General features: G+C 53.5%; 14 protein-coding genes. 7 read left to right on the top strand and 7 right to left on the bottom strand.

All coding sequences use genetic code 11. The annotated features are described in order from the left end of the window. Positions 1–139: 139 nt before the first annotated feature. Together FN082_RS03225 and FN082_RS03220 are read right to left on the bottom strand one after the other, a co-directional pair. On the bottom strand, positions 140–1,063 hold the full coding sequence (locus FN082_RS03225) for an aminoimidazole riboside kinase (protein WP_142981126.1): 924 nt from the start codon (positions 1,061–1,063) through the stop codon (positions 140–142). A 262-nt stretch (positions 1,064–1,325) separates the two neighbouring features. Beyond that, complete coding sequence (locus FN082_RS03220) at positions 1,326–1,667, bottom strand: hypothetical protein (RefSeq protein WP_185931931.1); 342 nt, start codon at positions 1,665–1,667, stop codon at positions 1,326–1,328. 223 nt (positions 1,668–1,890) lie between these two features. Between FN082_RS03220 and FN082_RS03215 the strand changes: the two genes are divergently transcribed. The 3 genes from FN082_RS03215 (at position 1,891) to FN082_RS29925 (ending at position 3,985) form a co-directional block, all read left to right on the top strand. Beyond that, a complete protein-coding gene (locus FN082_RS03215) occupies positions 1,891–2,232 on the top strand; it encodes a helix-turn-helix domain-containing protein (protein WP_142464039.1) in 342 nt (113 codons plus the stop codon). Then, positions 2,222–3,562, top strand: coding sequence for a type II toxin-antitoxin system HipA family toxin (locus FN082_RS03210; protein WP_185932095.1), 1,341 nt, complete (start codon positions 2,222–2,224; stop codon positions 3,560–3,562). Before FN082_RS03215 ends, FN082_RS03210 begins: the two co-directional genes overlap by 11 nt. A 255-nt stretch (positions 3,563–3,817) precedes the next feature. Continuing rightward, complete coding sequence (locus tag FN082_RS29925) at positions 3,818–3,985, top strand: hypothetical protein (protein WP_185931933.1); 168 nt, start codon at positions 3,818–3,820, stop codon at positions 3,983–3,985. On the opposite strand, the gene FN082_RS03205 is transcribed toward FN082_RS29925, so the two are convergent. From FN082_RS03205 to FN082_RS03195, 3 genes are read right to left on the bottom strand one after another with little or no spacing between them, the layout of a single operon-like run. Then, positions 3,982–4,773 (bottom strand): ABC transporter ATP-binding protein, encoded by a 792-nt coding sequence (locus FN082_RS03205; RefSeq protein WP_139538549.1) that lies wholly within the window; start codon positions 4,771–4,773, stop codon positions 3,982–3,984. The genes FN082_RS29925 and FN082_RS03205 overlap by 4 nt on opposite strands. After that, positions 4,770–5,798 (bottom strand): FecCD family ABC transporter permease, encoded by a 1,029-nt coding sequence (locus FN082_RS03200; protein ID WP_180349566.1) that lies wholly within the window; start codon positions 5,796–5,798, stop codon positions 4,770–4,772. Before FN082_RS03200 ends, FN082_RS03205 begins: the two co-directional genes overlap by 4 nt. A gap of 60 nt (positions 5,799–5,858) precedes the next feature. Beyond that, positions 5,859–6,977: an ABC transporter substrate-binding protein gene (locus FN082_RS03195; protein ID WP_139538551.1), complete on the bottom strand. Its 1,119-nt coding sequence runs from the start codon at positions 6,975–6,977 to the stop codon at positions 5,859–5,861. A 272-nt stretch (positions 6,978–7,249) separates the two neighbouring features. On the opposite strand from FN082_RS03195, the gene FN082_RS03190 reads away from it, so the two are divergent. Beyond that, entirely contained in the window at positions 7,250–7,672 is a 423-nt protein-coding gene (locus FN082_RS03190) for a hypothetical protein (protein WP_142981124.1), read from the top strand. 145 nt (positions 7,673–7,817) lie between these two features. Continuing rightward, positions 7,818–8,324: an RcnB family protein gene (locus tag FN082_RS03185; RefSeq protein WP_139538553.1), complete on the top strand. Its 507-nt coding sequence runs from the start codon at positions 7,818–7,820 to the stop codon at positions 8,322–8,324. Between the two features lie 109 nt (positions 8,325–8,433). On the opposite strand, the gene FN082_RS03180 is transcribed toward FN082_RS03185, so the two are convergent. After that, on the bottom strand, positions 8,434–9,450 hold the full coding sequence (locus FN082_RS03180) for an ROK family protein (protein ID WP_139538554.1): 1,017 nt from the start codon (positions 9,448–9,450) through the stop codon (positions 8,434–8,436). Between the two features lie 97 nt (positions 9,451–9,547). Next, positions 9,548–11,089, bottom strand: a complete 1,542-nt coding sequence (locus FN082_RS03175; RefSeq protein ID WP_139538555.1) for a DUF1593 domain-containing protein — start codon at positions 11,087–11,089, stop codon at positions 9,548–9,550. A gap of 408 nt (positions 11,090–11,497) precedes the next feature. On the opposite strand from FN082_RS03175, the gene FN082_RS03170 reads away from it, so the two are divergent. Together FN082_RS03170 and FN082_RS03165 are read left to right on the top strand one after the other, a co-directional pair. Beyond that, complete coding sequence (locus tag FN082_RS03170; RefSeq protein ID WP_139538556.1) at positions 11,498–12,676, top strand: M20 aminoacylase family protein; 1,179 nt, start codon at positions 11,498–11,500, stop codon at positions 12,674–12,676. A 19-nt stretch (positions 12,677–12,695) separates the two neighbouring features. Then, entirely contained in the window at positions 12,696–13,472 is a 777-nt protein-coding gene (locus FN082_RS03165; protein WP_139538557.1) for an ABC transporter substrate-binding protein, read from the top strand. The last annotated feature ends 35 nt before the right edge of the window (positions 13,473–13,507 follow it).

Here is a 13,507-nt window from a genome sequence, read left to right as displayed (position 1 = left end):
AAAAAAGGAGTATTTTTGCTAAACCGGTTTAGTCGCTATGTTAAGCATGACCTTTAACATTTTGAAAAGAATTTTGCTAAACCGGTTTAATAAATGTGATGGGTGCAACAAAGTGGGCCGCGCACAGCGGCCTTAAGGATCAAAACTGGCGATTAAGATCGTGCTGATAAGGCAAAGCGGTCATCGCGCCTTTTGCCGTGGTGGCTAATGCGCCGCAGGTTTGCGCCAGGGTGAGAGTCGGCTCCAGCGCGTTAATATCCGTCGGCATCCCGTTGGCAGCAAGGCTGGCAAGCAGGCCAGCGACAAAGGCGTCGCCCGCGCCGGTGGTATCCACGCTGACAACCGGCTTAGCGCTGAAATGGGTAAACTGCTGCTGGAATGCGGCAAGTACGCCCGCTTTACCCTGGGTCACCAGCAGTAATTCAGGCTGATAGCGTTCGGTGACGTTGGCGATTCCCTGAGCTATATCATTACTACCACTGATGAATACCAGCTCTTCTTCGGACAGTTTCACCACGTTGGCCAGACACAGGGCGCGATCGAGGCAGGCGTGCAGCAGGTCCTGATCCTGCCAGAGGTCCGGACGGATATTCGGGTCAAAGCTCACCCGGCCGCCGGCAAGTTTGATCTTCTCCATCGCCGCGAAGGTGGTGCTGCGGCTGGGTTCGGCGCTAAGGGCAATAGAGCAGACGTGCAGCCACTGGTTAGCGGCAAACGCCGGTAGGTCTTCTTCTTCCAGGAACAGATCTGCGCTGGGACGCACCATAAAGGTAAAGGTTCGCTCGCCCTCGTCGTCAAGGTCGACCACCACGGTTGAGGTGCGGTGCTGGCCGTCGAGGTGCATATGACTGACATCGACCTGTTCCTGTTGCAGGGTATGGCGCATAAAGCGGCCAAACGGATCGTCGCCGACGCGCCCGATAAATCCACTGTTGCCGCCAAGGCGAGCAACACCTACTGCCACGTTAGCTGGCGCGCCGCCGGGACACTGCAGCAGGCGGCCCTCGCTTTCCGGCAGCAGGTCTACTACCGCGTCGCCCAGAACCCAAACTTTTGCATTCATGCTGAAAATTCTCCATAGCTAAACTTAATTAAACCGGTTTAGCACATTAAAGCATAGGGACAGAATGAGGGGAATGTCACATGTGGAAAAGTGCGAACCAGGGCATGAAAACGAGATCGCGCTCGCAGAAGAGTGACGATCCGGGAGGTCTGGCGTTTTCTCAGTGATGTTGCGCTGGTCGGGCTATATGACCCCCGGATGCTTTCCCGGCTTGTGCTGCGCTTCGCTGGACTACGGGGTTTCAGCCGTCAGGGGTAATTTTTCAAAACTCTGACGCAGAATTACCCTGAAAGTCCCGCTGTACCTGCTGCAATAACCCTGTGATTTCTGCCGTTAAAAACACGAAAAACTTCTCTTTATGCAGTGTACGCTCTTGTACGTCCTGCGGGATAAAACGCGCCATTTCGTTACGGAAGGCATCGCCCTTAATGATATCCGGCAGGCGCTCCAGCATGGTAGCCAGCTTTTGCGGGTAATCGTCGATGAAATAATCCGCCACTTTATTGCGTACCTCAATTGAAAAAGTTATCGGAAATACGCTCTCTTTGAATTCAATAGTCCACGGTAGGCTGCCAGCCTTAAAAAGCGGGTGAACAAAGGGCATATGGACACTCTTAGTTACATGGGGTTACTCAGAGAACTGACATGCCGGTAAGAGATGTGGATACCATTCATGCACCTTAAAACATGCAATTTTCAGTTTACGCCTGTTTTAAGGTGCAAAAATAATGTTATCTGAACGGCTATCAGATTTTTTTAGGTTGAATTTTGCTCAGGTGCACCTACTATGTAGCATAGTAATGTTAATGATTGTTTTAAGGTGCAAAGTGAAGCGATCGCAACAAGAATTACTCTCTTCAGAACAACATCTCCAGCTAGTTACGTTGGGGCGAACGCTGGCGCGTAGTCGAGTTGCCCGCAAAATGCTTCAGTCAGAAGTTGCCATACGTGCAAATCTGAGTCGTAACACGGTGAGCCGCATTGAAAATGGCGATGCAGGTGTTGCAATAGGCCAAATCCTGCGTTATCTCAGCGTTATCCGCCCTGGCGCGACGTTGGCGGACGTGCTGACTAAAAAAGATAACGTGGTTGATGCTCAGGAAATCGCGAGTCGCCCTCGCCGTGCAAGGCCACTCAGTAACAAGGAACTGGAAGAGTATGATTTCTGAACAGACGTTAATGGTGCATGCGTTTTTACCGGGAGCAACTCAGCCTGTTCCTGCCGGTAAATTGCAGTTACAGGAAGAAGGTATTGAGCTTCGGGCATCGCGTTTTGTCTATGGCCTGAAGTACCTGAAACGCAATGGGGCAATTGAAATCGATCCCGTCGGGCTGGGGATGCTACAAGGGCAGCAGGTGGCCGGACAGGCGTTGTTTGCGCAAGAGTCAGCGCTGTTTGGCGGGATCCGTGATGCCGCGCCTGATGCATGGGGTCGCCGCGTCATTGAAGCCAAAAAGCGGGTTCCGGCGAACGCATTACCGGAGTCAGTGTATCTTCTTGAAGCTGGGCCAAACCGGACCGGGGCATTAGATATCACTCCCGATAGTGAACCGGCCAGAGAGTTAGCGGCTTCGACGAATATCAAATCACTCGGATATCTGTTAGATGCTGCCGAGAGGATCGAGAATGGTTTACCTTTGCCCGCGAATCTGCACGGTATATTTGATGCGGGATCCAGCATGGGAGGAATGCGCCCAAAAGCGACCGTGGTGATTGAGGATGGTAGCCACTGGCTGGCGAAGTTCTCTTCCCGTAGCGACCGGGGTTTTTGTTACCCGGCAATTGAACATGCAACCTTAAGACTAGCGCATGCAGCAGGGCTCCATGTTCCTGAGACGCGCCTCGAAGAGATCGGCACGGGACGCTTCGCGATGCTGATTAAGCGTTTTGACCGTGTGGGGGCAGGAGATACCACCGGGCGACGCCATTTTGTGTCTGCACTGACCCTAATGAACATCCATGAGATGGCATCGATAGAAAGCAGCTATGCTGAACTGGCAGATGCCATGCGCCGCCATCTTGCTGCGGCCAGCCTCGCTGATGATTTGAAAGAACTTTACCGCCGTATGGTCTTCAATATTTTGGTCAACAATGATGATGACCATTTACGCAACCATGGCTTTGTCCTGATGGAGTTACCAGAGCAAACGCCTGTCAGAGGGGCGCAAGAGCCTCAATGCGCCGTCAATCTCGCATGGCGTATTAGCCCCTTATACGATGTCGTTCCTCGTCCCGTTCATTCCCACCATCGTCGTCTGCACCTTGGCGTAGGTGCGTTGGGTAAAGAAGCCACGCTGATTAATGCACTTTCGTGGTGTGAGCGTTTTGGTTTAAACCGGGTAGATGCCATTGCGGAAATTGACAGTATCTGGCGCGTAGTCAGGGAATGGCGTAATCATTTTGAGGAGCACGGCGTGGCAGGAAATGACATTGATGCGGTCAGCTCCGCATTTTTGCATGCGCGTTATCTGGGAGGGGATGAGGCAGGGATCTGCTGAAATATCCTTTCACTCCAGAAATGCATAACAACATAGAGTTTGATTATTTTGTGATATGTCGCCTTTCAATCGACACATCACAAAAAATATAAACCTCTGATTACGACAGACAGGCAAACTCAAATCTATTCGGTCAGTTTAAGCGGAACGTGTAACATAGGCGCAAAGCTAAACAAAAAAATCGTCGTTCATCGCTCTCAGGCAGTAGCCGCTGCATGGCCCGGAGCGCAACAAAATGATAAAACAGGGAATACGATGAAATTTACCGAAGATACCCGCGTTAAAATCCCCGTCCTGCTGCATTTGATAAGGCTGGGTTACAGCTACCTGTCGCTCAAAACACAAACGTGGAACAAAGAAACCAACATACCGGTGCAGCCCTCTGCAAACACCGGGTCGCGGCAACAGCAAACAGCGACCTAAACGCCTGCCACCAGCCCATCGATAATCACCTGCATCACTCCCTGAGAACAAGGCTCGATACGCCCGCGCACGCCGTAAACGGCGGCCAGAGTCTGCGGAGTAATGACCTCGGCTGGCGCACCATCCCCAAGTAGCTGCCCCTCCTTCAGCATTAACACATGATCCGCGTGGCGCAAGGCGATATTGATATCGTGGACCACCACCAAAGTGATGATATTGCGCTTTTGCGTCTCTTTGCGTACCAGATCCATCACGTGGAATTGGTAGTTTAAATCCAGCGCGCTAAGCGGCTCGTCCAGCAGCAGCAGGGAAGGCTGACGAATAAGCGATTGCGCCAGGCCGACAAGCTGCTTCTGGCCGCCAGAAAGCTGATCGAGGTAGCTCAGCGCCAGATGCTCAATACCTAGCTGGCGCAGCAGCGACATCACCTGCGACTGGTTTTCCGGATTGTGCAATCCTCCGGCGGCGCGCTGGGCGACGATAATCGACTCCAGTACGTGCAAATGCACGCCTGCGGGCAGCGTTTGGGGCAGATAGACCACTTTTTCCGCGCGGCGGGCAAAGGGGAGCGCCAGCAGGTTCTCGCCATCAAGCGACAGTTCGCCGCTGCTCGGCCCCAGCCCGGCCATCGCCCGCATCAGCGTGGATTTCCCGCTGCCGTTGGGGCCGAGCAGCGCGGTAATTTTGCCGCGCGGTAGCTGCGGTACGGTCAGGTCGTGAATCACCTGACGTTTGGGATAGCCGGCGCTGAAATGGGATAGCGCCAGCCCGGATAACAGATGGCTCATACGTGCCCCCGGTGGCGCAAAATGATGCTCAGGAAGAAAGGGACTCCCACCAGGGAGGTAACAATACCGACCGGAATAATCGCGCCGGGGATGAGATTCTTTGAGGCAACCGAGGCCAGCGACAGCACCAGCGCACCGATAAGCGCGCTGGCCGGGAGATAAAAACGGTGATCTTCCCCGAAAATCAGCCTGGCGATATGCGGAGCCACAAGGCCGATAAAGCCGATTGGGCCAACAAATGCTACCGAAATTGCCGACAGAATGCTGATGCGCAGCAGCGTCGTCAGGCGCAGTCGGCGCACGTTGATACCAAAGCTGATCGCCCTGTCTTCACCGAGGCGCAGTGCGGTCAGCTTCCACGAACTGAGCATTGATAGCGGCATCACCACTGCCAGCACGGCCAGCAAAATCCCCACTTTTTGCCAGGAGGCACGGTCAATACTGCCCATGGTCCAGAATACCAGCCCCTGGAGAGTATCTTCGTTGGCGACAAACTGCAGCATCGACACCAGCGCATTAAAGGTAAATACCAGCGCGATACCAAACAGAATGACTCCGGAGGTGGCGACCTGCGTCCAGCGCGTAATTCCGTCCAGCAGCAGCGCCGCCAGCAGAGCAAAGATAAAGGCGTTGGCCGAGATAAACCACTGGCCAGGAATGCCGGGAATACCGATTCCCAACACAATCGCCAGCGCTGCGCCAAATGCTGCCGCCGACGAGACGCCGAGGGTAAACGGGCTGGCCAGCGGGTTATTCAGGATAGTCTGCATCTCCGCTCCGGCCAGGCCGAGGGCCAGACCGACGACGATCGCCATCAGCGCATAGGGCATGCGGATATCCCAGACAATCGCCCGCGTCCCGGCATTGGCGCTGGCCGGGTCGGTAAGCGTTTGCCACAGCGTATGCAGCGACAGGCCCGATGGTCCCATCACGAAGTCAAACAGTAGCGAGGCAAAAATCAGTATTACCAGCAATAGCATCATGATAACGCGGCGGTGAACAATATTGCGGTAGTTTGCCATCACGCCGTGGCTATCGACGCTGAGCGCGCCGATACCAGGTTCAGTGGTTGAACTCATGGGTTATTACTCGCCTTGTTGCCAGGAAAAAACGAACGGCAGGTCTGGCAGCGTGGTGAAATGACGGACGATGTAGTGCCAGCTATCATCGGGGTTGAGGCTACTGAAGGTCTGCGGATAGATGTCCTTCGCCAGATACTCCATGCCGACAATATTCCACGGATGGTTGTAGAAGTGGTGGTAGATGCCATAAGCGCGCTTTGCTTTGATAGCCGGGATCTCGCTGACGCCGGTACGCGACAGCAGTACCTGAGCCTGATTATTGACTTCCTGCGCGTCGACCTCCAGACCCAGCGGCAGCACCTGGCTGTTCCCGCGTTTAGAGCCGGTCATAATGTAGGCGTCAGGTTTCATGCTGATCACTTTTTCCAGCGACACGAAGCCGGAAGCGCCCGGCAGCAGTTGTGATCCAATATTGTTCGCGCCGACGGCTTCCACCAGGCCGCCCCAACCGCTGTGCCCGTGAGTAAAGCAGCAGGCATCGCTATTACCCGCCAGCGCTTCAACGAACACGTTGGCTTTCGGCGTGATGGTCGCGGTTTTCTGGCGAATGGCGTCCTGTTGCTGGCGATAGTAGTCGGTATAGGCTTTGGCGTTATCTTCGCGGTTGAGGACTTTGCCTAACAGGTCAATGCTTGGCGCGGTGTCTTTGCCGGGGTTGATTTCATAATCGACGAACAGAACCGGAATATTCAGCGCGCTGAGTTTATTGATGATACCGCTTTCTTCCAGCGCCGGTTTAGCGCGAAGCTGGGCAATCATCAGGTCTGGCTGGCGGGAAATCACGCTTTCAAGGTCAACATTACCTTTATCGCTGAAGCCCATATCGAGGATCTCGGCCGACTGCGGCCATTTCTCTTTCAGCATTTTCCAGGTGTTGATGTCCTGCTTTTTTGCAAGGTTGTTCCAGGCAACCAGCCGTTTGAAGGGGTTATCGCGGTCGAGCAGGGCCATCGCCATAATATCGCGGCCATCCTGCAAAATGATGCGCTGCGGCTCATGCTGGAGCGTAATGCTGCGGCCATCAAGGTCGGTGACGGTGAGCGGATATTGGGTGGCGTAGCTAAAAAATGGGGTGGAGAGCAGTGCAGTAAGGATGAGTGAACTTACTGATTTTCTTGCCATAATATGAGTTCCGTTTGCTAATTTATAAATATAATGATTCTGAGAATTATTCGCGTGTAAACATAAACGGCAAGTATATCAGCAGCAAATTACATAAAATGTAACAAACTTGTTGGAATTTATTCGAGCTGCCGGAACCGACCTTTGACAGGGCAAAAGAGGACGAAAAAGTCTGAAATTAGTTTTAAGAACAATCCCTAAAGCCAAACGGCAAAATCTTGTGCCATGCTAAATACGACTCGTAACATTAAGTTCGTTAGAGAGAGGACATTATGAAAAAAGCAATGATTGCGTTATCTGCGATTCTGGTAGCAGCTCCTGTTTTTGCTGCAACAACACACGCAACTGATGATACCGTCGCGGCAGCCCATGAAGGAGCAAACACCGCGAAGGAAAAACTGCACGAGGCTCAGCACCAGGGTGAAGAGCAGCAGCTCAAAGCCAAACACGCGGCGGAAGGGAAAAGCGACACCGTAGGTAGTGAAGTCAGCGAAGGCGCGCAGAAAACCTGGAATAAAACCAAAGAAGGCACCGAGAAAGGCTGGAACGCAACCAAAGAAGGCACCGAGAAAGGCTGGAACGCAACCAAAGAAGGCACTGAAAAAGGCTGGAATAAGACCAAAGAGGTCAGTAAAGAAGGTTGGGATAAAACCAAGCAAGGCGCTGAAGAGTTAAAAAATAAAGTTACTGAATAATCACTGACAATTCTTTAAAAAGGGTCGCGAAAGCGGCCTTTTTTTATGTGCGATTTATACCGTGTCGGAATAATCCTGGTTATATTATCACTCACTATTCCTCCACATTTTCCCGGTAAAAAGGAAATATATCAGGAGGTATACTATGAAAAAGATTCTTTCACTGGCGATTATTTTATCTTGTGCTTTTACATCCGTTTCATGGGCTGATGGCCCTGGCGGTAACAATCGCGGTCAGCAGCAGGTCTGGCAGAACGATTCCGGCCGCGGCGGCCCGGATGGTAACCGACAGCAGGGACCGGGCAATGGGCCGCAGGCTAACAATCATCAGGGTAACGGTGATAGCCGCGGTCCGGATCGCGGTGACCAGGGACGTGGTGGTCCAGATAGTCGTGATTCGCATGATAACCGTCATCAGGAACGCCATGAACAGGACCATTTTGCGTGGAATGGGCATGACTTCCGTCGAGGTCAACCGGCCCCGGAGCATTTCCGCGGCAATGATTATCGGGTGAACGACTGGCACGATCGGGGATTACCGTCACCGCCGCGTGGGCAGCACTGGTCGTATATTGATGGCAACTATGTGCTGATTGCCGCTGCGACCGGGATTATTACGTCAATCCTGATTAACGGCGCGCTGAATCACTAACGTTGATCTTATCCCCGGAGGCGGTGCTGCGCACCTGTCCGGGCTACCGGTTCCGCATCGTTTAAGGGACGGTAGCCCGGTCAGCGCAGCGCCACCGGGGGAAACCGTGTTATGCCAGCAGCCCGGTGATACTGTCCGAACTGAGCTGTACTAATCCCTTCCAGCCATAATTGTGTCCGGTTTTATAATGGCGGATGCGTATTTCACGAATATGCGAATTGGTATTTTCATCAAGCATTTTCTGTGCGAGCGGCAAAATATCCTCACCGTAATCTTCGAATAACTCACCGGTCGCGATAACTCGCTTAATATTATGAATCGGTGCGGTACAGCAAATCGCAAAATAGAGCGCTTGCGCGGTGGTCATTACGCCAGCGGATATATTATTCGCCTCGACGTTAAACGCCGGTTCCAGCCCTCCGGGCCAGGGGAGATGCACAATTTCCGGGTAGAAGCCGTTTTCGCCCAACCCCGGTTCGCCGTGGGTACAGTAGCCATAGCCGAGGCTGCCAAATCCGGGCATAAACGCCACATAAGACTGACCGGGCGAGCTTTTCGCCAGCAGGTAGTTAGTGCAGTGGGCAATATTATAGATGCGGGTTGGCAGGTTTAATTTTTGCTCAAGCAGGGCAGTGAGATGAATATTATGTTCCTGAAATAGCGGGCAATAGCGCACAATTCCGGTGAAATGTTCTATCCCGCCCTGTAGCGCGATACTGGCTACGCAGAGCGAGCTTCGCGGCAGTTTGGCCTGCTCGCATAGCCGCGCGATACCATCGGCAATAAAGTCTACCAACTGGTCTGGGGTCATTGTCTCCGGCAGGGAAAGATGCAGATCCGCTAACGGCGGGAGCAGGGTATTGTAATCATTGAGCGTGCCCTGAAAGCTGCCTTTACGCAGCATGATATTGGCGCTCCAGGCTTTCGCGCTTTTCACTGCTAACAGCTGCTGCGGGCGACCAAAAGTCGGATCTTTGACTTCCCGCTCCTCAATCAATTGTTCATCGAGCAGGCGTGCCGTCAGCTTGGTGATATAGGCTTTGGTGACGCCAAGGCGTTTGGTCATCTCCGCCCGGGATTCCGCTTCGCTATGCAATATATTGAGGATCTGCTGTTTGTAATCCACGCCGTCTCGCCTCTGCCCGCAGGGTTGCTTTAGTGTTCATCATACCATTGCGCTGCATTCCGTTCATCGGGCGGCAATGCGTGCCGCCCCGGATGGATTATTTGACCGAAACAATAATCCGTCGATAAGAGGTGAGAGACGGTTTGCCGTTATCGGTTACCGCCAGAATGATATGTTCCGTGCCGTTTCGCAGCGCTTTAACTTCAACCGTTGGTTTACCGTTATCGCTCAGTTCGAGGATTGCGGGGGCCTGCAAATTATCCTCGCCGCGACGACCTTGCACATCGTTTACCGCCACCGGCTGAGAGCTGGCGGAACCGGCCTCCGGGTAGCGGAACCAGCTATAGCTGAGCTGATTGCCATCGGGATCTTTACTCCCCGCGGCGCTTAGTGTGAGCACGTCGCCCGCTTTAGCATCCAGATACACCACCTGTTGTCCCTGCTGACCGTTTACCACCACTTGTGGATTATGGTTAGCGGAGGCGTAATCTTTCACTCCCCACGCCATGCGGGCGGCAAAATCGTGCTGGAATGCTTCACGCCAGCGCCAGATGGTGGCCTGATTTGAGGTATAGCGCTTGCCGTCGACGCCGGTAACCGTATCGGCGGCGTTGGGGTTGCCGGGATAGAAATCGCCGCCGCTGCTCCAGATGGCGCGCGTTTCATGCTGCGGCTGGCGCACGATATAGCGCCCACCCCAGCCGCCCCAGCCCGGATTCTGCTCGCTATTCAGGCCGTTGCGGATCAGGCCGAGAAACGCCGGGGTATCGCCTTCCATAATAAACAGGTATTGCAGGTAGCCTTTGCCCATCGGTCCGATGTTGCGGATATTTTCATCCAGCCAGTGTTGGGACACGGTGGTGAAATCTGCCCCCGGCGCGTTGCGATAGTACTGATCGCCGCTGATGCCGGTCCAGGTGGCGCGGGCATAATCTTCGCCGTTCTGGCTTGAGGGGTCGACGATGTAAGTGATGGCCGGATAGTGCTCGCGCACCCAAAAACCAGCGTCGTCCTGATCGGAAATCGAGTAGACCACCAGGTTGCGCGTTAGCGTCTGAACGGTGCTGGCAGGATGTTTTTGTGACAGGTCTTTTAGCGCTTGCGCCAGAGTATTCGCGCCGCCCCACAGATTGATAAACAGCGGGTGGTTAGCGTCGGTGCTTTTTTCAATGGCCTTGACCAGCAGGTCGGAACCGGCGGTATTTTTCCCTTCACCGGCCGCTGCCATGCCGTAGCTGGCAAGCCCTGGCGCGACGACGGCTTTAAGCTGGTCTTCCGTCGGGAACCCGGCGGCGTGCTTAAGCAGGTTAGGCTGTACTTCGCCGTAATGACCGAGTACCAGATCGATCATATCGGTATGCACTTTCTCCCGCTGCCAGGTGGAGGTTGTCGCCACCAGCCCTTCGACACTCATTTCGTTGGCATAGAGCAAAAAACGGGTTAACGACATCTGATCGTCAGGCTCGTTGCCGATGTCGGTCAGCACGAAGACGCGCGGTTTTTCCTGATACGGCAGAACCTTACCGGCCATTTCACTGATGGCGGTCGCGGCGTTTACTGCCAGCGGGGCTGATAACGCCAGCAGCCCGGCCATCGCCAGCCAGACTCCCTGGGCAATTCTATTGTGGGGTTGTTTCATCTTCACACCTCGATATTCGTTGGTGACTAAGCAAGTGAACTCAACATAGTTAACTATGGAAACAAAGTAAAAAGAAAAGCAAAATTGTGTGACCGTGATAACGATTTTTTCCAGACAGGAGATGAACTTATGAAAGAATAAAATATTGGAATTTAGGTGTTTTATCGATTCTTTATCTGCATTATTCCATTTTGTTTATTATTATTGATCTTATAAAGCAATAATAACCAGATGATTAGAAATAGTCTGTTTTGCTCTGAGATATTAAAAAAAGAAATTTCGTAGGTAAATCAATATGAATAAATGAGATGCCACCTGCCTCTGTAATAAGAAATGCTGCTTGCATTAAACCTCTACCAAGTTAAGTTATTAAAACTGAGCATCTATTTTTATATCCCGGAGACCGGCATGACCGATTTTGTTATTCCTGAAATTAAAGCCACTGAAGACGAGATGATTGCGATCCGTCATTATTTACATGCCAATCCGGAATTAAGCCTCGAAGAGTTTAATACCAGCGAGCTGGTGGCCGGGAAACTGACCGAGTGGGGCTATACGGTAACCCGTGAGCTGGCAAAAACCGGCCTGGTGGGGACGTTGCGTAAGGGCGACTCTCCACGCACCATTGGCCTGCGCGCCGATATGGACGCGCTGCCGATTTTTGAAGCGACCGATCTCCCCTGGGCCAGCACCGTTGCCGGAAAAATGCACGCCTGCGGCCACGACGGCCACACCACGATTCTGCTGGCAGCGGCGAAATATATCGCCTCTCCGGCCTGCCAGTTTAACGGCACGGTACACCTGATATTCCAGCCTGCGGAAGAAGCGATTGGCGGCGCGGATTTAATGATTAAAGACGGGCTGTTTGAGCGTTTCCCCTGCGAGCGCATCTTCGGTCTGCACAATATGCCGGGCCTGCCGGTAGGGAAGCTCGGCTTCTATGCCGGCAATTTTATGGCCTCGGCGGATACGGTCAAAATCACCATTACCGGCTACGGCGGCCACGGCGCTCACCCTGAGCGTACCGTCGACCCGATCGTGACCGGCGCGGCGCTGGTGATGAGTCTACAAAGTATTGTGGCGCGTAACGTGCCGCCGGGCGAAACCGCAGTGGTCAGCGTGGGGACTTTCCAGGCCGGTATCGCTTCTAACGTAATTCCCGAAAACGTGGTGATGGAACTGAGCGTGCGGGCGATGAAACCGGAAATCCGCGATCTGCTAATCAAACGTATCAAGGAGCTCACCGAGTATACCGCCAAAAGCTACGGCGCCAGCAGCGAGGTCGAGGTTTTTGACTCCTATCCGGTACTGACCAACAGCGTTGAGGAGACCGAGTTTGCCAAAGCGCTGGCGCTGGAGGTGTTTGGCGAGGAGGGCGTGCTGGAGTCTATTTCGCCGATGAACGCCAGCGAAGATTTCGCCTTTATGCTCCGGCAGCGTCCCGGCTGCTACTTCCTGCTGGGCAATGGCGAAAAAGGCGGGAAGGGCAGCTGCATGGTGCATAACCCCGGCTACGACTTTAATGATGATATTATTTCCACCGGCGCGACGCTGTTCGCCCGGTTAGTTGAAACACACTGCCGTTGATCTCTGGAGTCCGTAAATAATGAAAAAATCTCTTCTGCTGTGGGTCGCGCTGATGGCCTCAACTTCAGCCCTGGCCGCAGAAAATAAGGAAATTCGCTTTGGCGTCGACCCGACTTTCGCGCCGTTTGAATGGAAAGATCCGCAGGGTAAGCTGGCGGGTTTTGATATTGACCTCGGGAACGCGATTTGCGAGCAGCTCCAGGCGAAGTGCGTGTGGGTGGAAAGCAACTTCGACGGCATTATTCCGGCGCTGAAGGCGCGCAAGTTCGATGCGATCCTTTCCGGAATGTATATGACCGAGAAGCGTAAAGAGCAGATTGGCTTTAGCGATAAGCTGTATAACGGCCCGGTGTTCCTCGTGGCGCGTAAAAACACGCTGGCCGGCAATACCGTCGAGCAGTTGAAGGGCAAAACCATCGGCGTAGAGCAGGGGTCGGCGCAGGAGACTTACGTCAACCAGCACTGGCGCACGGCGGGAATCAATATCGTCGCCTATCAGGGAGCGGATCGCGTGGTACAGGATCTGGAGTCAGGGCGTATTGATGGCGCGGTGCTTTCCGGGATGATGGCCGACTACAGCTTCCTGCAGCAGCCGCAGGGCAAAGATTTCGCCTTCGTGGGCGGGCATCTGCAGGATGACAAGCTGTTCGGCGCCGGCGCGGCGATTGGTCTGCGCAAAGAGGATGACGCCCTGCGTCAGGAAATTAACGGCGCGATCGCCAAAATCCTCGCCGACGGCACCTATAAAAAGCTAGCAGGGAAATATTTTAGCTTTGATGTCTATTCCGGGACATAATGTTGTTATGCATTCAGCGGGCACGGAAAGCCCGC

This window comes from Klebsiella spallanzanii, from assembly GCF_902158555.1.
GTDB classification, from domain to species: domain Bacteria; phylum Pseudomonadota; class Gammaproteobacteria; order Enterobacterales; family Enterobacteriaceae; genus Klebsiella; species Klebsiella spallanzanii.
Note: the sequence above shows the minus strand (reverse complement) of the source record. Positions and strands in the feature narration are given on the sequence as shown.